At 61.4% G+C, this 20,064-nt stretch carries 18 protein-coding genes and 1 pseudogene; 9 read left to right on the top strand and 10 right to left on the bottom strand.

Translation table 11 applies throughout. The features are described 5' to 3' along the window. Positions 1 to 36: 36 nt before the first annotated feature. Positions 37 to 2,046 carry a DNA helicase Rep gene (gene rep / locus FRT59_RS11905; protein WP_153837361.1) on the bottom strand — a complete coding sequence of 670 codons (2,010 nt, stop codon included), beginning with the start codon at positions 2,044 to 2,046 and terminating at the stop codon, positions 37 to 39. Between the two features lie 278 nt (positions 2,047 to 2,324). On the opposite strand from rep, the gene FRT59_RS11910 reads away from it, so the two are divergent. After that, positions 2,325 to 3,989, top strand: coding sequence for a putative bifunctional diguanylate cyclase/phosphodiesterase (locus FRT59_RS11910; protein ID WP_153837362.1), 1,665 nt, complete (start codon positions 2,325 to 2,327; stop codon positions 3,987 to 3,989). 57 nt (positions 3,990 to 4,046) lie between these two features. Here the strand turns inward: FRT59_RS11910 and FRT59_RS11915 are convergent, their stop codons facing one another. Next, positions 4,047 to 5,450, bottom strand: coding sequence for a NorM family multidrug efflux MATE transporter (locus FRT59_RS11915; RefSeq protein ID WP_034116396.1), 1,404 nt, complete (start codon positions 5,448 to 5,450; stop codon positions 4,047 to 4,049). A gap of 151 nt (positions 5,451 to 5,601) precedes the next feature. On the opposite strand from FRT59_RS11915, the gene FRT59_RS11920 reads away from it, so the two are divergent. The 3 genes and pseudogenes from FRT59_RS11920 (at position 5,602) to FRT59_RS27530 (ending at position 8,676) form a co-directional block, all read left to right on the top strand. Next, positions 5,602 to 6,522 carry a LysR substrate-binding domain-containing protein gene (locus FRT59_RS11920; protein WP_153871295.1) on the top strand — a complete coding sequence of 307 codons (921 nt, stop codon included), beginning with the start codon at positions 5,602 to 5,604 and terminating at the stop codon, positions 6,520 to 6,522. Positions 6,523 to 6,699: 177 nt separating this feature from the next. After that, a pseudogene (locus tag FRT59_RS27525) lies at positions 6,700 to 7,773 on the top strand (Cache 3/Cache 2 fusion domain-containing protein); the annotation flags it as partial. Between the two features lie 180 nt (positions 7,774 to 7,953). Further along, positions 7,954 to 8,676, top strand: coding sequence for a methyl-accepting chemotaxis protein (locus FRT59_RS27530; RefSeq protein WP_425338804.1), 723 nt, complete (start codon positions 7,954 to 7,956; stop codon positions 8,674 to 8,676). A 3-nt stretch (positions 8,677 to 8,679) separates the two neighbouring features. Here FRT59_RS27530 and FRT59_RS11930 read toward each other — a convergent pair whose 3' ends face one another. Continuing rightward, positions 8,680 to 9,594 carry an ABC transporter six-transmembrane domain-containing protein gene (locus tag FRT59_RS11930; protein ID WP_198809674.1) on the bottom strand — a complete coding sequence of 305 codons (915 nt, stop codon included), beginning with the start codon at positions 9,592 to 9,594 and terminating at the stop codon, positions 8,680 to 8,682. Between the two features lie 112 nt (positions 9,595 to 9,706). Between FRT59_RS11930 and FRT59_RS11935 the strand changes: the two genes are divergently transcribed. Next, a complete protein-coding gene (locus tag FRT59_RS11935; protein WP_153871298.1) occupies positions 9,707 to 10,282 on the top strand; it encodes a TetR/AcrR family transcriptional regulator in 576 nt (191 codons plus the stop codon). Between the two features lie 6 nt (positions 10,283 to 10,288). Here the strand turns inward: FRT59_RS11935 and FRT59_RS11940 are convergent, their stop codons facing one another. Both FRT59_RS11940 and FRT59_RS11945 read right to left on the bottom strand, forming a co-directional pair. Next, a complete protein-coding gene (locus tag FRT59_RS11940) occupies positions 10,289 to 11,785 on the bottom strand; it encodes a YifB family Mg chelatase-like AAA ATPase (protein WP_153871299.1) in 1,497 nt (498 codons plus the stop codon). A 213-nt stretch (positions 11,786 to 11,998) separates the two neighbouring features. Continuing rightward, a complete protein-coding gene (locus FRT59_RS11945) occupies positions 11,999 to 12,262 on the bottom strand; it encodes an accessory factor UbiK family protein (protein ID WP_034116390.1) in 264 nt (87 codons plus the stop codon). A gap of 422 nt (positions 12,263 to 12,684) precedes the next feature. Here FRT59_RS11945 and glnK point away from each other — a divergent pair, with 422 nt between their 5' ends. The 4 genes from glnK (at position 12,685) to sutA (ending at position 15,459) form a co-directional block, all read left to right on the top strand. Further along, positions 12,685 to 13,023 carry a P-II family nitrogen regulator gene (gene glnK / locus FRT59_RS11950; RefSeq protein ID WP_002555808.1) on the top strand — a complete coding sequence of 113 codons (339 nt, stop codon included), beginning with the start codon at positions 12,685 to 12,687 and terminating at the stop codon, positions 13,021 to 13,023. Between the two features lie 34 nt (positions 13,024 to 13,057). Continuing rightward, the gene (locus FRT59_RS11955) at positions 13,058 to 14,395 is read left to right on the top strand and encodes an ammonium transporter (RefSeq protein WP_034116389.1); all 1,338 of its coding nucleotides are present in this window, start codon (positions 13,058 to 13,060) and stop codon (positions 14,393 to 14,395) included. 209 nt (positions 14,396 to 14,604) lie between these two features. After that, a complete protein-coding gene (locus tag FRT59_RS11960) occupies positions 14,605 to 15,030 on the top strand; it encodes a secondary thiamine-phosphate synthase enzyme YjbQ (RefSeq protein WP_034116388.1) in 426 nt (141 codons plus the stop codon). Between the two features lie 102 nt (positions 15,031 to 15,132). Further along, positions 15,133 to 15,459: a transcriptional regulator SutA gene (gene sutA, locus FRT59_RS11965; RefSeq protein WP_015886504.1), complete on the top strand. Its 327-nt coding sequence runs from the start codon at positions 15,133 to 15,135 to the stop codon at positions 15,457 to 15,459. A gap of 192 nt (positions 15,460 to 15,651) precedes the next feature. On the opposite strand, the gene FRT59_RS11970 is transcribed toward sutA, so the two are convergent. Genes FRT59_RS11970 through lysA form a run of 5 tightly spaced genes read right to left on the bottom strand, consistent with a single transcriptional unit; the run spans position 15,652 to position 20,057 of the window. Then, positions 15,652 to 16,347 (bottom strand): HAD family hydrolase, encoded by a 696-nt coding sequence (locus tag FRT59_RS11970; protein WP_153871300.1) that lies wholly within the window; start codon positions 16,345 to 16,347, stop codon positions 15,652 to 15,654. After that, on the bottom strand, positions 16,344 to 17,243 hold the full coding sequence (gene xerC, locus FRT59_RS11975) for a tyrosine recombinase XerC (protein ID WP_034116386.1): 900 nt from the start codon (positions 17,241 to 17,243) through the stop codon (positions 16,344 to 16,346). Before xerC ends, FRT59_RS11970 begins: the two co-directional genes overlap by 4 nt. 2 nt (positions 17,244 to 17,245) lie before the next feature. Next, positions 17,246 to 17,962, bottom strand: a complete 717-nt coding sequence (locus FRT59_RS11980) for a DUF484 family protein (protein ID WP_153871301.1) — start codon at positions 17,960 to 17,962, stop codon at positions 17,246 to 17,248. 13 nt (positions 17,963 to 17,975) lie between these two features. After that, a complete protein-coding gene (gene dapF, locus FRT59_RS11985; protein WP_153871302.1) occupies positions 17,976 to 18,806 on the bottom strand; it encodes a diaminopimelate epimerase in 831 nt (276 codons plus the stop codon). A 3-nt stretch (positions 18,807 to 18,809) separates the two neighbouring features. Next, the gene (gene lysA, locus FRT59_RS11990) at positions 18,810 to 20,057 is read right to left on the bottom strand and encodes a diaminopimelate decarboxylase (RefSeq protein ID WP_034116383.1); all 1,248 of its coding nucleotides are present in this window, start codon (positions 20,055 to 20,057) and stop codon (positions 18,810 to 18,812) included. Positions 20,058 to 20,064 lie beyond the last annotated feature (7 nt).

Below are 20,064 nucleotides of genomic sequence, written 5' to 3' on the forward strand. Positions count from 1 at the left end.
AACAGGCGCCGAAAGTAGATTAAAAAGTAGTCGATTCTAGCGCTTTAGCATCGCGCGTATATCCGCCAAGGCGGTGTTGCCGCGAACGGCCTTCACCTCGGTGGGGGTGTCGTCATTGCCTTCCCAGGCCAGGTCGTCCGGTGGCAGCTCGTCAAGGAACCGGCTGGGGGCACAATCGATGATTTCGCCGTATTGCTTGCGCTTGGCGGCGAAGGTGAAGGCCAGTGTCTGACGCGCACGGGTAATGCCCACGTAGGCCAGGCGCCGTTCTTCCTCGATGGTGTCGGCTTCGATGCTGGAGCGGTGCGGGAGGATTTCTTCTTCCATGCCCATGATGAACACGTAAGGGAATTCCAGGCCCTTGGAGGCATGCAAGGTCATCATCTGCACACCCTCGGCACCGTCTTCCTCTTCCTGCTGGCGCTCGAGCATGTCGCGCAGCACCAGCTTGCCGATGGCGTCCTCGACGGTCATTTCGCCGTCTTCGTCTTTTTCCAGGGTGTTCTTCAGCGCTTCGATCAGGAACCAGACGTTGCCCATGCGGTAGTCCGCGGCTTTGTCGCTGGAGCTGTTGGTGCGCAGCCAGTTCTCATAGTCGATGTCCATGACCATGCTGCGCAGGGCGCTGATCGGGTCTTCACCGGCGCACTGCTCGCGCACTTTGTCCATGAAGCGCTTGAAGCGCGACAGGCGATCGGTGAAGCGCGTATCCAGATGCTCGCTCAGGCCGATTTCGTCGGTGGCGGCATACATGGAAATCTTGCGTTCGGTGGCATAGTTGCCGAGTTTTTCCAGGGTCGTGGAGCCGATCTCGCGGCGCGGCACGTTGATCACGCGCAGGAAGGCGTTGTCGTCGTCCGGGTTTACGATCAACCGGAAGTAGGCCATCAGGTCTTTCACTTCCTGGCGTCCGAAAAAGCTGTTGCCGCCCGACAGGCGATACGGCACCTGGTGGTGCTGCAATTTCAGCTCGATCAACTTGGCCTGGTAGTTGCCGCGATAGAGGATCGCGAAGTCGCTGTAGGGCCGGTCGGTGCGCAGGTGCAGGCTGAGGATTTCCACAGCCACGCGCTCAGCTTCGGCGTCTTCGTTGCGGCAGCGGATCACGCGGATCTCATCGCCGTGGCCCATCTCACTCCACAGTTGTTTCTCGAACTCGTGGGGGTTGTTGGAGATCAGCACGTTGGCGCAACGCAGGATGCGGCTGGTGGAGCGGTAGTTCTGCTCCAGCATCACCACCTTCAGGGACGGGTAGTCGTCCTTGAGCAGCATCAGGTTTTCCGGGCGGGCGCCGCGCCAGGCGTAGATCGACTGGTCGTCGTCGCCTACCACGGTGAACTGGTTGCGCGTGCCGATCAGCAACTTCACCAACAGGTATTGGCTGGCATTGGTGTCCTGGTACTCGTCCACCAGCAGGTAGCGCACCTTGTTCTGCCACTTCTCCAGGATGTCCTTGTGTTCCTGGAACAGCTTGACCGGCAGCAGGATCAGGTCGTCGAAGTCCACCGCGTTGAACGCCTTGAGCGTGCGCTGGTAGTGGGTATAGACGATGGCAGCGGTCTGTTCCTTGGGGTTGCGGGCGGCTTCCAGGGCCTCGGCGGGCAGGACCAGGTCGTTTTTCCAGGCGCCGATCATGTTCTTGATCTCGTCGACGCCGTCGTCGCCCGCGTATTCCTTCTGCATGATGTCGGTCATCAGGGCTTTCACGTCGGTCTCGTCGAAGATCGAGAAGCCCGGCTTGTAGCCCAGCCGCACATGCTCCTTGCGGATGATGTTCAGCCCCAGGTTGTGGAAGGTACACACGGTGAGGCCGCGGCCTTCGCCACCCTTGAGCAGGGTGCCGACCCGCTCTTTCATTTCCCGCGCCGCCTTGTTGGTAAAGGTCATGGCGACGATGTACTGGGCGCGGATGCCGCAGTTCTGGATCAGGTGCGCGATCTTGCGGGTGATCACGCTGGTCTTGCCGGAGCCAGCGCCGGCGAGCACCAATAGAGGGCCGCCGACGTAGTTCACGGCTTCTTGCTGCCGGGGATTGAGTCGGGACATACGGAATGTGAGGAGTCGTTGTTCAAAAGGGCGGGCATTTTAACAGGCTGGAAAGATTCTGCTTCCATAGAACGACGGTGTGACGTACCACTCGATCTAAATTTGCCGGTTTTGCTACTTTGCCGCAGGATGTGGGGGAATAATCGAGACTATTATTCACAGTCTGCGTATTTGATAATACCTATCATTTGTCATGCCTTTGTCATGCCTTTGTCATTGTCAGGCCGCACGTCATAATGCCACCGCCAACGAAATTTTGCAGAGTCTAGGGAGTTAGCTTGTCTACGCCTGTCGAACCCTTGCGTTTGCTGCTGCTGGCCGATACGCCGGCGTGGGCAGCGTTGTTGCGCGAGTGCCTGGCGCCGATGGGCGAAGGGGCTGTGCTGATCAGTGCGCCCAACTGGGACTCGGTGAGTCGTCTGTTCGATGACGACCAAGGTGCCGTGCTATTGACCACGCCCAGCCTGCAACCCGGCCCCGGCCGTTGCAGCTTGCCGTGTGTATTGCTGCTGGAGCAGGAGCCGCTGGTTTCGCCGCTGGGTGTCAGCGACTGGTTGATCCTGGATGTATTGGACGCCGACACACTGCGCCGCTGCCTGCGTCACGTGCGCGAGCGCGGCGTGCTGGAGAGCACCTTGCAGCGCCTGGCCGAGCAGGACCCGCTCACCGGTATTGCCAACCGCCAGGGTTTCCAGACCTTGCTGGCGGCGCGGCTGGCAGAAAACGAAGGCCGCGGCCTGGCCCTCGGCCATTTGGACCTGGACAATTTTCGTCACGCCAACGATGCCCTTGGCCATCAGGCCGGAGACCGCTTGATCCTGCAAGTAGTGTCGCGGCTCAAGAGCCAGCTCGAAGCCGGGGACCAACTGGCGCGCCTGGGTAGCGATGAATTCGCCCTGCTGATCGATACCCGCCGGGCGCCGCAGCGCGCCGAGTGGATGGCTGAGCGCATCACCGAAGTGATGGCCGAGCCCTACTGGGTGGATGGCGAAAGCCTGTTGATCGGCTGCAGCCTGGGCGTGGCGCATGCTCGCGCCCGAGCCGGCGCCGACCCGTTGATGTGGCACGCCCATATCGCCATGCAGCAGGCCAAAAGCACCCAGGGCTGCACCTTTCACATCTTCAACGAGCGCATCAACCGCAACGCCCGCAGCCTGGCCGACTTGGAAAGTGAACTGCGCCGGGCCTTGCGCCGTGATGAATTGGAACTGCATTACCAGCCGCGCCTGGACCTGGACGACGGGCATATTGTCGGCCTCGAAGCCCTGGTGCGCTGGCGCCACGGCGAGCGCGGTTTGTTGCCGCCCAGCGAATTCGTGCCCCTGGCCGAACAGAGCGGCTTGATCGTGCCATTGGGTTACTGGGTGATTTCCCGGGCCCTGCGCGACATGCAAGACCTGCGCGAGCGCGGCCTGCCGCCGCTGCACATGGCGGTCAACCTGTCGTTTCGCCAATTCCAGGACAGCCAATTGCTTTCCACACTCAGCCGCCTGATTGCCGAGCGCGGTGTGGAAGCGCAATGGCTGGAGTTCGAGCTGACCGAAACCGCCGTGATGCGCCGCAGCGACCTGGTCAAGCAGACCATGGACGCCCTTGGCCGACTTGGCGTGCGGTTCTCCCTGGATGATTTCGGCACCGGCTTTTCTTCGTTCGTGCACCTCAACAGCCTTCCGATTGCCTTGTTGAAGATCGACAAGAGCTTTGTCGGCGGCATGGAAGAGCGCGAAGAAAACCGCAAGTTGGTGCATGCGATGATCAACCTGGCCCACAATCTCAACCTGGAAGTGGTGGCCGAAGGCGTGGAAACACCCGAGCAGCTTGCGCTGTTGCGCTTGTTTGGTTGCGACCAGGCCCAGGGTTACTTGATCAGCAAGCCGTTGCCGTTGCCGGAGTTGGTGGAATACCTGATGTTTGGCAAGAGCCAACAGGCACTGCTGGGTTGAGCCTTGTAAACCCGATTAAATGCGGGAGCTGGCTTCCACATTGACTGTGCGCATTCGCTAGTCAGGCAGTGCAGCCTGGAATCCTGGGCGAACATCCGGCTCCTGCCGAATCATCCGCTTCATCTTGGCCTCAAACGCCCACGTCAGGCTCACCGCCGCACACGCCAGGCCCAACGCCAGGCCCCACCACACACCGGTTGGCCCCCAGCCTAAAGTGAACGCCATCAGCCAGGCCGAAGGTGCGCCAATCAGCCAGTAACAGCCCAACCCCACCAGGAAGGTGGTCTTGGCGTCCTTCAAACCACGGATGCAGCCCATGGCGATGGTCTGCACGCCGTCGAACAGTTCAAACCAGGCAGCGACGGCCAGCAGGCTGACGGCCAGGACGATGACGTCGTGGAACGCCGGGTCATCATGATCAAGGAACAACCCGATCAATGGGTCGGAAAACAGCCACAGCACCACGGCAAATCCCAACATCACCATGGCGCCAAAGCCTATGCCGACCCGCCCGGCCACGCGCGCCTGCAGCAACTGCCCGGCGCCGTAATGCTGGCCGATGCGCATGGTCACTGCGTAGGACATCCCCGCCGGCACCATGAACGCCACCGAGACGATTTGCAGGGCGATCTGATGCGCCGCCAACTGCGTACTGCCCATGGTGCCCATGCACAGCGCGGCAAAGGCAAACAACCCGACCTCCACCGCATAGGTGCCGCCAATCGGCAGGCCCAGGCGCCACAGCTCGCGCAGATATTGAGTATTGAGGCGCAGCAGGCCGGTACTCAGTGGGTAGGCGGCGTAGGCGCGGTTGCTGCGGATGTACCACATCAGTGCCAGCGCCATGCCATTGGCAACGATGGCGGTCACCAGGCCAATGCCCATCAGGCCCAGTTTCGGCAGGCCGAACATGCCTTCGATCAGCGCGTGGTTGAGCAGGTAGTTGACCACCGTACCGCACAGGCTGATGACCATCACCGGGGTGGCCTTGCCGATGGCGCTGGTGAACCCGCGCAGTGCCATGAAACTCAGGTAGCCGGGCAGGGCGAACGGCAGCATCGTCAGGAATTGCCCTGCTGCGGTTACGTTGGTTTCGGTCTGGCCGAACATCAGCAGCACCGGCTTCAGGTTCCATAGCAGCAACGCCGCCGCCAGGGCCATCAACCACGCCAGCCAGAGCCCGGCCTGGGTCAGGCGGGTGGCGCCGCCGATATCCCCCGCGCCATGGCGAATGGCGACCAGGGTGCCCACGGCGGCAATCACGCCGATGCAGAAAATCGCCACGAACGAATAGCTCGCTGCGCCCAGACCACCACCGGCGAGGGCTTCGGGGCTCAGGCGCGCCATCATCAGGGTGTCGGTCAGCACCATCAGCATGTGCGCCAACTGTGAGGCAATCAACGGCCCCGACAGCCGCAGAATGGCCCAGAGTTCGATACGCGCCGGATGTTGCATGATCATCACACTCGAAAATTCAGGGGGTTGGGGGAGGGTTGATTCTCGACGCTTTAAGCCCATTGCACAAAAGGATAAAAGCGATCGTTCGCATGATTAAAACTCATGCCTGAGTGATTCTGGTAGGGTGCCGATATCGCGCCGTCGGAGCTTTTCAATGTCTCGCCGTCTTCCTCCGTTGTATGCCCTGCGTGCATTTGAAGCCGCGTCCCGGCATAACTCCTTCACCCGCGCGGCGGAGGAACTGTCCATTACTCAGAGTGCGGTGAGCCGACATATCCGTACCCTTGAAGAGCATTTCGCCTGCCGACTGTTCCAGCGCAGCGGCCGCAATCTGCAACTCACAGAAGCCGCACGCCTATTGTTGCCCGGGGTGCGCGAGGGGTTTGCGGCGCTGGAGCGCGCCTGTCATACCCTGAACGCTGAAGATGACATCTTGCGCATGAAAGCGCCGTCGACACTGACCATGCGCTGGCTGTTGGCGCGGCTGAGTCGCTTCCGCGCGTTGCAGCCAGGCAATGAGGTGCAGTTGACCAGTGCGTGGATGAGTGTGGACGAGGTGGACTTCAACCAGGAGCCCTTCGACTGTGCGGTGTTGTTGAGCTATGGGCATTTTCCGGCGGACTGGGAGGCCAGCTACCTGTTCCCCGAATTGCTGATTCCCGTGGGCGCGCCGAACCTGCTGGACGATGGCCCCTGGGATGCCGCACGCCTGGCGAGCGCCGAGTTGCTGCACCCCACGCCAGACCGCCGCGACTGGCGCAACTGGCTGGAGCGCATGGGGCTCTCGTCCCAGGTGTCCCTCAAGGGCGGGCAGGTGTTCGACACCCTGGAGCTGGGCATGATCGCGGCGGCGCGAGGCTATGGCGTCTCAATGGGTGATTTGCTGATGGTGGCTGAAGATGTGGCGCAAGGACGACTGAGCCTGCCGTGGCCAACGGCAGTGGCCAGTGGGGAGAGCTACTACCTGGTGTGGCCGAAAACCCGCCCAGGCGGCGAGCGTTTGCGGCGGTTGGCGGAGTTTCTTCAAGGTGAAGTCAAAGCGATGGATTTGCCCCGGGTCGAACGCCTCGATTGAGTGGGGCCAGGCCGCTGGTGCAATCGTTTGCGGGATACCCCTGTGATTCGCTCAAGTATTGCCAAGCGCCGCCGAAGAAGGTGTGTTGGAACCATCGTGCACCAACGCTTCCCACTCGATAATTTGCCGAGCAGCGCTAAGAGATCAGGATGATCCTGGCCTCGGCCAGGAGCTGTCATGCCTCAACCTCGTGCCCGGATTGCCTCCCAGTTAGGTCTCGCACTCGCCGTGATTCTGGCTGTCGTTATCAGCGGCAGTACCGTCTTCGCCCTGCGTTCCCTCGACTCCGCCAACCTCGACACCCGCGAGGAGCACCTGGCCAGCGAGGCGCGTTTGCTCGCCGATCAACTCAATACCTTCCACAGCACCTTGCGCGAAAGTACCCAGCGTTTGAGCGGGCTGTTTGAAAAGCGCTTCGGTGCTGGCTTGAGTGTGCGTGCGGACCAGCCGGTGGCCGTGGCCGGCGTGCAGACCCCGAGCCTTTACCTGGGCAACGAGGTACTGAACAACAACTTCGAAGAGGTGGATGAGTTCAAGCAGATGTCCGGTGGCGTGGCCACGGTGTTCGTGCGCAGCGGCGACGACTTTATCCGCGTCAGCACTTCACTGACCAAGCAGGACGGTAACCGCGCCATTGGCACCGTGCTTGACCGTCAGGGCGCGGCCTACCAGCGTGTTGCCAGTGGCCAGACCTACATTGGCCGTGCGGTGTTGTTCGACCGTTCCTACATGACCCAATACAGCCCGGTGCGTGACAGCAGTGGCAAGGTTATCGCCGTGCTGTTCATCGGTTTCGATTACACCGACGCCCAGAACGCCCAGTTTGAAAACCTCAAGCGCTTCCGCATCGGCCAGACTGGCTCCCTCGCGCTGCTGGATGAACAGAAGCACTGGCTGGTGGCGCCGGCTGGGGTGCAGGCGCCGGATGAGGCCATTGCGGTGATGCTCGACCTGGCGAAGAAACCGGGAGCAGGCCGTTTCTGGAGCGACAAGCACGAAGATTTCTACAGCGTCTCGGTGCCGTTCGAAGGCGGCCCCTGGGCGGTTGTGGCGAGCATGCCCAAGGCTGAAATTCGCGCAGTGACGTGGGAAGTCGGCATCCGCCTGGTGATCGGCAGTGTGCTGGCGATGTTGCTGGCAGTGGGTGCCACGGTGTGGCTGTTGCGCAGCAAGCTGGCGCCCTTGAGCGACCTGGTACGCCAGGCCCAAGCCCTGGGCGCGGGCGACTTGAGTGCGCGCCTTAATGTGTCCAGCCATGACGAGATCGGCCAACTGGCGCGCAGCTTCAACCAGATGGGTGAAGCGTTGTCGACCATGGTTTCGCATATCCGCAGTGCTGCCGAACAGGTCAACAGCCGCGCCCAGGCGTTGTCGGGTTTGTCCGGAGGTGCGTATGAAGGCATGGAGCAGCAGTCCGGCGAGATCACCAGCATGGCCGGCGCGGTGGAAGAGTTCAGCGCCACCTCGTTGAACATCGCCGACAACATGGGCAATACCGAGCGCCTGGCGCAAGAGAATGCCCAGCAGACCCGTATCGGCCGTACCTCGATGCAAGAGGCGTCAGCGTCCCTGGAACATATCGCTACCGCCCTGAACAGTACCGCTGCGGTGATCAACACCCTGGGCCAGCGATCCCAGGAAATCGGCGGGATCGTCGGTGTGATTACTTCCATCGCCGAACAGACCAACCTGCTGGCGCTCAACGCTGCCATCGAAGCCGCCCGTGCTGGTGAGCAAGGCCGTGGCTTCGCCGTGGTCGCCGACGAAGTGCGCAACCTGGCCTCGCGCACCCGCCAGGCCACCGATGAAATTTCCGCGATGATCCAGAGCATCCAGCAAGAAACCGGCAACGCCATCAGCACTATGGAACACGGCAACGTACTGATGCAGGAAGGCCTGTCGCGCAACGCCGACGTGGCCTCGGCCCTTGCGCGTATCGACGAGCAAAGCCGCTCGGCCGGCCAGCAGTTTGCTGCGATCACCACCGCCACCCAAGAGCAGAGCAGCACCGCGACCTTGCTCAGCAGCAACTTGCAGAGCATTGCGCTGGCCAACAGTGAGCAGCGCGAAGTGGTGTCGAACCTGGCGGTTACCGCCAAGGAACTGGAGACCTTGGCGGCTGGCTTGCGCCATGAGGTGGACCGCTTTCGTTGAGGCTTAGTGGTCGCCGAGCCCCGGGTCTACGCGCTTGCCAATGTCCTTGAGCCGCGCCAGTTGGTCGACCATCCCTGGCGCTTCGTCCATGCTGGTGACGAAGGTCCACAGGTAGGTCATGACCGCGTAGATGTGGCCGGCCTTGACCGCTGGGGACAAGGCCAACTGGCTGATCGCGACCACGAACAGCAAAGCTGCCAGCGTGCCGAGAAACAGGTACGCCGCGGCCTCGCGGTCTGAAAGCCAGATGCGTAGGCGAGACAGTACCTGGTAGTGGCGTCGCAGGGTCGGCGCGCCGACCTTTTCGACCAGGCCGATTTCTTTCTCCAGGCGGTTATTCAGGCGCTCGTGCAGTTCCTGATTGCGCTGGGCAAAGCGTGGCAACAAGGTGATGCACAGCAGCAGCGCGGCCAGGCATGCCATGCCCACCCACGGTTCAATCACGATCAACATCACTGCCGCGCCCACGATCGACACCAACGCTGTGGCGATAATCGGCACGTGCTTTTCAAAGAAGTCGACGAACTCCCGTGCAAGCACCACCCGTGCCGCCGATTTCGAGGTGCTGTGGTTCTGTTGGCGCTGGTTGAGAATGACCGGTACCGCGAGGTCAGCGTAGATGCGCGTGAACGTGCGCGTGTCCAGCGCCCGCCGCGCAGCCCCGACCACCCAGAACGCCATGACCACGGCGGCGTAGAACAACGCGCTAGTGGCATCGCCGCGGATAATCGAATCCACCGCGAACCCGGCAAACAGCGGGTAAGCCAGCAACAATGCATTTTCCAGCGCCACCAGCGACAGCGTGCAGAACAGCTTGCCGGGATAGGCTTTGGCGATGGCCTTGAGCGTCTGGCTGGCGGACTGTTGGCCGATTTTCTTGCTTTCTTCGATCAGAATTTGTGGGGTGACGGATGTCATGGGTGCACCAAGGGAGTGATAGACGCTATTATTGAGCGACTGCTCAAGTATCCTTGAGCGATCGCTCAAAAAGCAAGCGCCGCTTATCTACCCGCGCTCGAAGGAATTGCCCATGTCGCGTATCGACCGTAAAGACCAGATCATCGCAGCCGCCCTGGAGCTGTTTCGCAGCAAGGGGTTTGCCGATGTTTCCACCCGTGACTTGGCCGAACATGCAGGGCTGTCGCGCAGCCATGTCTATCACTACTTCAGCGACTGGAATGAACTGCGCCGCGAAGCCTTTGTGCGCTTTGCCAATGAGCAATTGGATGAAGTGCGCGAGCCCTTGGCCGATGCGCCACCGCAGGAGGCTCTCGTGGGGTTCTTGAGCGACTGCCTGCCGAGCACCGCCGATGCAGGCTGGGCTCTCTGGCTGGACGCCTGGGACGAGGCTATGCACGACGCGCAAATGGCCCAGGCTTACCTGGTGATCAACGCCCAATGGCAAGGCATGCTTGCCGAGGTGATCGAACGGGGCGTTGCTGCCGGTGTGTTTCGCTGCGAGTCGCCCCAGCGCGCTGCACGGCAGATCTTCGCCCTGGCGATGGGCTACGCCGATGACCTGATGCTCAATCCTTCCGCCGAGTCGGCCAAAGCAGTGTTGGATGAGGTGATGGAAGTGGCGAGGCTGCTGTTGGATTTCTCCTGAGCGCTGCTAGCCAACTGCTGCCGGTCGGTACTGCAGGGCCTCCGCCAAATGATGGCGAGCGATGTCTTCCACTTGCTCAAGGTCCGCCAGGGTACGCGCGACCTTGAGCAACCGATGGGCTGCGCGCAGGGATAGCGTCAGCCGTTCACACGCGCCTTCCAGCCAGCTTTCATCGGCTTTCGCCAAATGGCAGTGTTCACGCAGCCGCGGCAGATCGAGAAACGCATTGGCACACCCTTGGCGCTGTTGCTGGCGCTCACGGGCTTGCGCGACCTGGGCGGACGCTTGCGCGGTGGTTTCGCCGGCCTGTTGGGAGGGGTTCAGTGCAGTGGTCTCCCGCGCCACCGTCAGGTGCAGGTCGATCCGGTCCAGCAACGGCCCGGACAGCTTGTTGCGATAGCGCTGGATCTGCTCCGGCGTGCACCGGCAACGCCCACTGGGTTCACCCATATAGCCACAAGGGCAGGGGTTCATCGCCGCGACCAGTTGAAAGCGCGCCGGGAAACTCACCCGGTCGCGGGCGCGGGAGATCACGATATGCCCCGACTCCAATGGTTCGCGCAGCACTTCCAGTACCTTGCGATCAAACTCCGGCAGTTCATCCAGGAACAGCACTCCGTGGTGGGCCAGGGTGATTTCACCCGGTTGCGGTTTTGAGCCGCCGCCCACCAGCGCCGGCCCGGATGCCGAATGGTGTGGCTGACGAAACGGGCGATTAGGCCAATGGCTCAGCGGAGCCAGGCTGACCACCGATTGGATCGCGGCGACTTCCAGTGCTTCCTGCTCGCTCAGCGGTGGCAGCAAGCCCGGTAGCCGACTGGCAAGCAAGGTCTTGCCGGTGCCCGGTGGCCCGCTGAACAACAGGTTATGTGCGCCTGCCGCCGCGATCAGTAGAGCGCGCTTGGCTGCCAATTGGCCCTGCACTTCACTCAGGTCCGGGTAAGGTTTGTTTAAATACAGCAAGCCATCGGACTTGTACGGTTCAATCGGCACATGCCCGTTCAGGTGGGCCACTACCTGCAGCAAATGATCCACCGCAATCACTTTCAACCCCGACGCCAGGCAGGCTTCCTCGGCATTTTCGCGTGGCACTATCACAGTGCGCCCGGCCTTGCGGGCTGCCAGCGCTGCCGGCAACACACCTTTCACCGCCCGTACCTCGCCGGACAGGGCCAACTCTCCCAAACATTCCACGTCATCGAGCATCAACGCCGGCACCTGCACGCTTGCTGCGAGGATCCCCAGGGCAATCGCCAAATCAAAACGCCCGCCGTCTTTGGGCAAGTCGGCAGGCGCAAGGTTAAGGGTGATGCGGCGAGCTGGGTATTGCAGCGCTGAGTTCAGGATGGCGCTGCGCACGCGGTCCTTGCTTTCCTTCACTGCCGTTTCCGGCAGGCCCACCAGCGTCAACGATGGCAAACCATTGGCCATATGCACCTCGACGGTGACGGCAGGGGCTTCGACGCCGACCTGGGCGCGGCTGTGGACGATGGCGAGGGACATGCTCGTTCCTTGAAAGTGAGGCCGCTTCCTGCGGGTTTTTCAAGGGTAGACGAGGTGGGGAAGAGCGAGGCGGGGAGGTTTTACAGAACGTATCCGGAGTCGTTCGCAGCGCTTTATGTGGGAGCTGGCTTGCCTGCGATGCAGACGCCTCGGTGTATCAGAAAGACTGAGGCGATGCTATCGCAGGCAAGCCAGCCCCCACACTGACCGCGTTTATTCAGCGGCGGGTGGCGTCAACTTGGCTTCCAACTCCGCCACCTTCGCCTCCAGGCTCTCCAGCCGCGCACGCGTGCGGGCCAGCACCACCATTTGGCTATCAAACTCTTCCCGGCTCACCAGGTCGAGCTTGCTGAAGCCACTTTGCAGCAATGCCTTGAACTGGCTTTCGATTTCATTGCGGGGCAGCGGGGTGTCGCCGCTGAACAGGCGAGAGGCGTGGCCGCTCAGGGCGTCGAGGAGGTCTTTGGGCGCGAGCATGGGAAATATTCCGGAAAACTGTTGGCGGGCAGTGTACCACGCAGCGTCTATAGTCCTTTCACGGTCGCAGGCGCACGCTTTTCGCGCATAGTGACGGGCGGTCGCGCACTGTTTTGATGCGCATTGAGGCCGCGCAAACGCCCTGTGGGTGGGCACGAGTGGGCAAAGGATTGATTTCAGTGATTTTTACGGAGCTGGCAAGGTTTCTGCTTAGACGATCATGACCCATGCACTGATGCAGTCGCTGTGACGAATGCAGTGCGCTGACGGATCAGGGATACAGGTTTCGTCACCAGTGGTTCGCTGGCGTCGCAACGGCAAATGCCGAGGCGACGATGCGTTACAAAGCCAGGCACTGCGCTTAGACTTGAGACGGGTTTGTTTTCCTGGGGCAAGTCCACCAATTCGGGAGAGAGATTTTCATGAAGCTAGTCACTGCCATCATCAAGCCGTTCAAGTTGGACGATGTACGCGAGTCACTGTCCGAGATCGGCGTGCAGGGCATTACCGTCACTGAGGTCAAGGGCTTCGGTCGGCAGAAGGGTCATACCGAGCTGTATCGCGGCGCGGAATACGTGGTCGATTTCCTGCCGAAGGTGAAGATTGATGTCGCCATTGACGACAAGGATCTTGACCGGGTTATCGAGGCGATAACCAAGGCGGCCAACACCGGCAAGATCGGTGACGGCAAGATCTTCGTGGTCAATCTGGAACAGGCTATTCGAATCCGTACCGGCGAAACCGATACCGACGCAATCTAAGCCGCCAAACCCCAACGCCCCAGGAGAAAACAATATGACTCTGCGTAAATTCGCAGGGCTCGGAGCCCTGCTGTCCATCGTAATGCCAAGCCTGGCCATGGCGGCAGATGAAGTGGCTGCTCCAGTCCTCAACTCCGGCGACACCGCCTGGATGCTGACCGCCACCGCACTGGTGCTGTTCATGACCATCCCAGGCCTGGCGCTTTTCTATGGCGGCATGGTCCGCTCCAAGAATATTCTGTCGGTGATGATGCAGTGCTTCGCCATCACTGGCCTGATCAGTATCCTGTGGGTCGTCTACGGCTACAGCATCGCGTTCGATACCACCGGTATGGAACAGGGTGTGGTCAACTTCAACTCCTTCGTCGGCGGCATGGGCAAGGCGTTCCTGGCGGGTGTCACCCCGGCCAGCATCACCGGGCCTGCGGCGCTGTTTCCGGAAGCTGTGTTCATCACCTTCCAGATGACGTTCGCCATCATCACTCCAGCGCTGATTGTCGGTGCTTTCGCCGAGCGTATGAAGTTCTCCGCCATGCTGATCTTCATGGCTATCTGGTTCACCCTGGTTTATGCGCCGATCGCGCACATGGTCTGGAGCGGCAACGGTGGACTGATGTGGGACTGGGGCGTGCTGGACTTCGCCGGCGGCACTGTCGTGCATATCAACGCGGGCGTGGCTGGCCTGGTGGCGTGCATCGTGCTCGGCAAGCGTAAAGGCTTTCCAACCACTCCAATGGCACCGCACAACCTGGGTTACACCCTGGTGGGCGCGGCCATGCTGTGGATCGGCTGGTTCGGCTTCAACGCTGGTTCCGCAGCAGCGGCCAACGGCACTGCAGGCATGGCGATGCTGGTCACTCAAATTGCCACCGCAGCTGCGGCACTGGGCTGGATGTTTGCCGAGTGGATCACCCACGGCAAGCCAAGCGCACTGGGCATTGCCTCGGGTGTGGTGGCCGGCCTGGTTGCCGTGACGCCTGCCGCAGGTACCGTGGGCCCGATGGGCGCCCTGGTGATTGGCCTGGTCGCCGGTGTGGTGTGCTTCTTCTGCGCCACCACCCTCAAGCGCAAGCTGGGCTACGATGACTCCCTGGACGCTTTCGGCGTGCACGGTATCGGCGGTATCGTCGGTGCGATCCTCACCGGTGTGTTCGCAGCCCCGGCACTGGGTGGCTTCGGCACCGTGACCGACATCGCTGCCCAAGTCTGGATCCAGTGCAAAGGCGTCGGCTTCACCGTGATCTACACGGCGATCGTGACCTTTGTCATCCTCAAGGTGCTGGACATGGTTATGGGCTTGCGCGTCACTGAAGAGGAAGAGGCGGTTGGCCTCGATCTGGCGCAACACAACGAGCGCGGCTACAACTTGTAAGTACGCGAAAAAAACATGCCCGGCTTGCCGGGCATTTTTTTGCCTGGAGTTTGTCTTTGGCTAAAGGTGTATGGGTTTTTTGTCGACTTTGTGATGGGATCCACACGGCATTTTCAAGGGTGCAAATGTCTTACAGCTAGGAAGGCGTATTCGGCACTTTGTTTTTTCCCAGAGCGCGCTAGAATGCGCGCCGACGGGCGGAGAACTGTATGTGGCAACAGACCCTGATTACCCTGCGGGCCAAGCCCCGGGGCTTTCACCTGGTAACGGACGAGTTGCTTGCCGGCTTGCCTGAATTAAAGGCGTGCCGTGTGGGCCTGTTGCATCTGTGGCTGCAGCACACCTCGGCCTCGTTGACTGTCAACGAGAATGCCGACCCGGCGGTTCGCCGTGACTTCGAGCGTTTTTTCAACTCGCTGGTGCCGCAAGGGCGTGCAGGGTTTGAACACAACGACGAAGGTCCGGATGATCTGCCGGCGCACTTCAAGGCCAGCCTGCTGGGCTGCCAGCTGAGTTTGCCGGTCAAGGCCGGCCGCTTGGCAATAGGGACCTGGCAAGGTGTTTATCTGGGCGAGCACCGTGATCATGGCGGTGCTCGTAAAGTCCTCGCCACCTTGCACGGTGAAGAGGCATAAGCCACTGGTTATCCAGTGGATGTTGATTTTTTTCCAGCACCCTCGACAGAGGGCGAAGCTGGGCTATAACTAATCTGCTTTTCGCAAGTCATGAGGTAGAACATGAGCGACGATGATCTGGAAAACGACGAACTCGAAGTAGGTGACGAAGACGACACCGAAGAAGGTCTTGAAGCGGCAGCGGAAGATGTTGCGGATGACGATGGTGGCGATGATGCGCCTGTTCCTGCTGCCAAAGGCAAAGCCAAGGCTGCCGTTTCGGTAGATGAACTGCCGAGCGTTGAAGCCAAGAACAAAGAGCGCGATGCCCTGGCCCGAGCGATGGAGGAATTCCTCGCCAAAGGCGGCAAAGTGCAGGAAGTCGAGGCTAACGTGGTGGCGGATCCACCGAAGAAGCCGGATAACAAGTACGGCAGCCGACCTATCTGAGGTCTGCCTCCCGCTTGCTGAAAAAGCCCGCCGTCGCTGCGGGCTTTTTCATGCCCGATGATTTGTTCGAGCCTTGTGGTGATCCAACTGTGGGAGGGGGCTTGTTCCCGATTGCAGTCGTTCACCCGGTACATTGGCGACTGACACACCGCTATCGGGAGCAAGCCCCCTCCCACATTTTGATCCCTGGTGCTACTGCCAGTTGCGGAGCAATTCCGGTAGCTGCGTCAGGCTGCGAATCTGCGCATCGGGGAATTTATCCCCTTCCCACACCTTGCCCGCCGGGTTAAACCACACTGCCCGCAACCCCGCCTGCTGTGCCCCGGCAATATCATCTCCAGGATGATCGCCAATATGCACCGCTGCACTGGCGTCCACGCCGCCACGCTGCAACGCCTCTTGAAACAACCGCGCATCCGGCTTGGCGATACCGATATCTTCAGCGCGCAGGGCAAAGTGGAAATAGTCGGCCAGGCCAACGCGCTGCACATCGGCATTGCCATTGGTAATCACCCCCAGCAAAAAGTGCTGGCGCAAGGCTTGAAGCATCGGCTCAGCTTCAGGGAAGACGGTGAGCTGGTGGCGGGCATGGATGAACGCTTCAAAGCACACATCTGCCATTTCCGTGGCTTGCGGCTGTGGATAACCCGCCTCTTCAAACGCATGCATCAGCACCCGGTGGCGCAGGAGGCTGATGCGGTTTTTCAACTCGGGATGGCGTTCCAGCACCTGCTGGCGTAGACGGGCGAAATGCTCCAGGGGCAGGTCGCCTACTTTGGAGGCGTGGGTCGCCAGCCATTCTCGCATCGACGCTTCGGCGCTGATGATGACGGGTACGTTGTCCCAGAGGGTATCGTCCAGGTCGAAGGTGATCAGCTTGATACTCATGAGTCGCCGCCCTTGATGCGTTTGGCCCGTGGATGGGCGCTGTCGTACACCGTTGCCAGGTGCTGAAAATCGAGGTGGGTGTAGATCTGCGTGGTCTTGATATCGGCGTGGCCGAGCAGTTCCTGCACGGCGCGCAGGTCCTGTGACGATTCCAGCAGATGGCTGGCGAAGGAATGGCGCAGCATATGCGGGTGCAGATTCTGTCCCAGCTCCCGCTCGCCGGCAGCCTTGACCCGCAGCTGGATTGCCCGTGGCCCCAGGCGCCGGCCCTGCTGGCTGACAAACACCGCATCGTCCGCCGGGTTGGTCAAAAGGCGCAGCGGCAGCCACAGTTGCAAGGCTTCCCGGGCTTTTCTGCCCACCGGCAGCACGCGGGTCTTGCTGCCTTTGCCGAGGACCTGCACCAGGCCATCGGCGAGGTCCAACTGATCAAGGTTCAGGCCAGTCAGCTCCGACAGGCGCAAGCCCGAGGAATAAAACAGTTCGAGGATGGCTTGGTCGCGGTGGGCCAGGAAGTCATCCTCTACAGCACCGTCGAGCAGTTGCAGGGCGCGGTCAGTGTCCAGTGTCTTGGGCAGGCGCCGTTCGCCTTTGGGCGGGGACAGGCCGTTGGCCGGGTCGTGATCGCATACGCCTTCGCGGTTGAGATAGTGGTAGAGGCCGCGCACCGCCGACAGCAGGCGAGACAGGCTGCGCGAGGACTGGCCTTGCTGGTGCAGCCGTGCGATCAGGCTGCGCAGGGCCTGTATGTCCAGGGCCTGCCAACTGCTGACGTGCTGTTTTTCGCAAAAGGCCAGGACCTTGTTCAAGTCCCGTCGGTAGGCTTCAAGGGTGTGGGGCGACACCTGGCGCTCGTTGCGCAGGTGAGCGCAGTAAGCGTCCAGTTGCCGTTCCATGGTCAGCGCACCGCGCGTAGGGTGCTGGTGTGGCGCGGCAGGACGCGGCCCAGCACTTCGGCGATGTAGGTCAGGAACAAGGTGCCCACCGAGCTCTTGTAGTGCGCCGGGTCGCGGCTGGCGATGGCCAGTACGCCGTGCAAGCCTTGATGGCTGAGGGCAATGACCGCCGTAGAGCCGATCTGCTTGCGCTGTTCGACGCCGAACAGGAAGTCCAGCTCATGCTCGCGCAAGGTGCCGCTGACGGTCTTGCCTTCGCAAAGCAGGCCGCCGATGGCCGTCTGCGCTTCGCCCCCGCTGACCCAGCGACCCACTGGCATCGGGTTCTCGCTGAACAGGATCAGGCTGACGAAGGGCACCTGGAAATCCTCGCGCAGGCTGTCTTCCACGGCGATCACCGTTTCCTCCAGGTTGGCGGCATCCATCAGGGTGAGGATCAGGCGGCGGGTCTTGTCGAACAGGCGGTCGTTGTCGCGGGCCACGTCCATCAGATGGGAGAGGCGGTGACGCATTTCAATATTGCGCTCGCGCAGGATCTTCATCTGCCGCTCCACCAACGACACGGTATCGCCGCGCTGATGGGGAATGCGCAGGGCCGGCAGCAGTTCTTCGTGCTCGACGAAGAAGTCCGGATTAGCCTCAAGGTACGCCGCGACAGCAGCGGCCTCCAGGCTTTCACTCGGGGTCGCTTGTGCGGGTACTTGAGGCTTATCGGTCATTAGCTTGGCTCACTCATAGACGGACCTGTCCTTCGTATACGCGCGAGGCCGGCCCGGTCATCATCACCGGGTGGCCAAGGCCTGCCCATTCGATGGACAAGCGTCCGCCGGGCAGGTCGATCAACAGCGGCGAATCCATCCACCCCTGGCTGATCGCGGCAACGGCAGCGGCGCAAGCGCCGGTACCGCAAGCCTGGGTTTCGCCGGCGCCGCGTTCCCATACGCGCAATTGCGCGCGGGTACGGTCGATCACCTGCAGGAAGCCCACATTGACCCGTGCCGGAAAGCGCGGGTGATGCTCGATCTTCGGCCCCAGTTCGTGCACCGGGGCGTTATTGATGTCGTTGACCCGCAGCACCGCATGGGGGTTGCCCATGGACACAGCCGCGATATCCACGGTGTTGCCATCCACATCCAGCGGGTAACTGAGAGCCTGCTCGGTGGCCTGGAACGGAATATCCGCCGGCACCAGGCGTGGCGCGCCCATGTTGACGCTGATCTGGCCGTCACTGCGGATATCCAGTTCGATCACGCCGCCTTTGGTCTCGACGCGAATCTGGCGCTTGGCGGTCAGGCGCTTGTCGAGCACAAAGCGCGCAAAGCAGCGCGCACCGTTGCCGCACTGTTCCACTTCGGAACCGTCGGAGTTGAAGATCCGGTAGCGGAAATCCACTTCCGGGTTGCTCGGCGCCTCGACCAGCAGCAACTGGTCGAAACCGATACCGGTGTGACGATCGCCCCACTGTTTGGCGTGCTTGGGCAGGATGTGCGCGTGCTGGCTGACCAGGTCGAGAACCATGAAATCATTGCCCAGCCCGTGCATCTTGGTAAAACGCAGCAGCATGGCTTACTCCGGCAGCAGGCTTTCGCCAGCATACAACTCGGCTACCGTCTCGCGGCGACGCACTTCAAATGCTTGATCACCGTCCACCAGCACCTCGGCGGTACGCCCGCGGGTGTTGTAGTTGGAACTCATGACAAACCCGTAGGCACCCGCCGAATGCACGGCCAGCAGATCACCTTCTTCCAGGGCCAACTGACGCTCCTTGGCCAGGAAGTCGCCGGTCTCGCAGATCGGGCCGACGATGTCATAGGCGCGGGCTTCGCTGTTGCGAGGCGTCACGGCGGTGACATTCATCCAGGCCTGGTACAGCGCCGGGCGGATCAGGTCGTTCATCGCCGCATCGACGATGGCGAAATCCTTGTGTTCGGTGTGCTTCAGGTACTCGACCTGGGTCAGCAGCACGCCAGCGTTGGCGACGATATAGCGGCCCGGCTCGAACATCAGCGTCAGGTCGCGACCTTCGATACGTTCACGTACGGCCTGGATATAGTCGGCGATGGCAGGTGGCTCCTCGTCGCGATAACGCACGCCCACACCGCCGCCCAGGTCGATGTGGTGCAGGTAGATACCGCACTCGCCCAGGCGGTCGATCAGCGCCAGCAGGCGGTCGAGGGCATCCAGGAACGGTGGCAGGGTGGTCAGTTGCGAGCCGATATGGCAGTCGACACCCAGCACTTCCAGGTTCGGCAGTTGGGCGGCGCGGATGTACACGTCTTCGGCGTCGGCGATGGCGATGCCGAACTTGTTCTCTTTGAGACCGGTGGAAATGTACGGGTGGGTGCCAGCATCGACATCCGGGTTGACGCGCAGGGAGATCGGCGCACGAACGCCCATCTCGGCCGCCACGACTTGCAGGCGCTCCAGCTCGTCGGTGGACTCGACGTTGAAGCAGTGCACGCCGACTTCCAGGGCGCGGCGCATGTCTTCGCGGCTCTTGCCGACGCCGGAGAACACGATCTTGTCAGCCTGGCCGCCAGCGGCCAGTACACGTTCCAGCTCGCCACGGGACACGATGTCGAAACCGGCGCCCATACGCGCCAGGACATTCAGTACACCCAGGTTGGAGTTGGCCTTGACCGCATAGCACACAAGGTGCGGCACGCCCTCCAGAGCGTCAGTGAACGAGCGGTATTGGGCTTCGATATGCGCACGGGAGTACACATAGGTCGGAGTGCCAAAGCGTTGGGCAATCGCGGACAACGCCACGCCTTCCGCGAACAGCTCGCCGTCCCGGTAGTTAAAAGCGTCCATAAGTTTC

Origin of the sequence: Pseudomonas haemolytica, assembly GCF_009659625.1 — a bacterium.
Lineage (GTDB): Bacteria > Pseudomonadota > Gammaproteobacteria > Pseudomonadales > Pseudomonadaceae > Aquipseudomonas > Aquipseudomonas haemolytica.

What these genes read in the sequence shown, in the direction of transcription:
- rep (WP_153837361.1), bottom strand. Translation starts at nt 2,046, where the DNA reads ATGTCCCGACTCAATCCCCGGCAGCAAGAAGCCGTGAACTACGTCGGC.
- FRT59_RS11915 (WP_034116396.1), bottom strand. Translation starts at nt 5,450, where the DNA reads ATGATCATGCAACATCCGGCGCGTATCGAACTCTGGGCCATTCTGCGG.
- FRT59_RS11920 (WP_153871295.1), top strand. Translation starts at nt 5,602, where the DNA reads ATGTCTCGCCGTCTTCCTCCGTTGTATGCCCTGCGTGCATTTGAAGCC.
- FRT59_RS27530 (WP_425338804.1), top strand. Translation starts at nt 7,954, where the DNA reads ATGGCCGGCGCGGTGGAAGAGTTCAGCGCCACCTCGTTGAACATCGCC.
- FRT59_RS11930 (WP_198809674.1), bottom strand. Translation starts at nt 9,594, where the DNA reads ATGACATCCGTCACCCCACAAATTCTGATCGAAGAAAGCAAGAAAATC.
- FRT59_RS11935 (WP_153871298.1), top strand. Translation starts at nt 9,707, where the DNA reads ATGTCGCGTATCGACCGTAAAGACCAGATCATCGCAGCCGCCCTGGAG.
- FRT59_RS11940 (WP_153871299.1), bottom strand. Translation starts at nt 11,785, where the DNA reads ATGTCCCTCGCCATCGTCCACAGCCGCGCCCAGGTCGGCGTCGAAGCC.
- FRT59_RS11945 (WP_034116390.1), bottom strand. Translation starts at nt 12,262, where the DNA reads ATGCTCGCGCCCAAAGACCTCCTCGACGCCCTGAGCGGCCACGCCTCT.
- glnK (WP_002555808.1), top strand. Translation starts at nt 12,685, where the DNA reads ATGAAGCTAGTCACTGCCATCATCAAGCCGTTCAAGTTGGACGATGTA.
- FRT59_RS11955 (WP_034116389.1), top strand. Translation starts at nt 13,058, where the DNA reads ATGACTCTGCGTAAATTCGCAGGGCTCGGAGCCCTGCTGTCCATCGTA.
- FRT59_RS11960 (WP_034116388.1), top strand. Translation starts at nt 14,605, where the DNA reads ATGTGGCAACAGACCCTGATTACCCTGCGGGCCAAGCCCCGGGGCTTT.
- sutA (WP_015886504.1), top strand. Translation starts at nt 15,133, where the DNA reads ATGAGCGACGATGATCTGGAAAACGACGAACTCGAAGTAGGTGACGAA.
- FRT59_RS11970 (WP_153871300.1), bottom strand. Translation starts at nt 16,347, where the DNA reads ATGAGTATCAAGCTGATCACCTTCGACCTGGACGATACCCTCTGGGAC.
- xerC (WP_034116386.1), bottom strand. Translation starts at nt 17,243, where the DNA reads ATGGAACGGCAACTGGACGCTTACTGCGCTCACCTGCGCAACGAGCGC.
- FRT59_RS11980 (WP_153871301.1), bottom strand. Translation starts at nt 17,962, where the DNA reads ATGACCGATAAGCCTCAAGTACCCGCACAAGCGACCCCGAGTGAAAGC.
- dapF (WP_153871302.1), bottom strand. Translation starts at nt 18,806, where the DNA reads ATGCTGCTGCGTTTTACCAAGATGCACGGGCTGGGCAATGATTTCATG.
- lysA (WP_034116383.1), bottom strand. Translation starts at nt 20,057, where the DNA reads ATGGACGCTTTTAACTACCGGGACGGCGAGCTGTTCGCGGAAGGCGTG.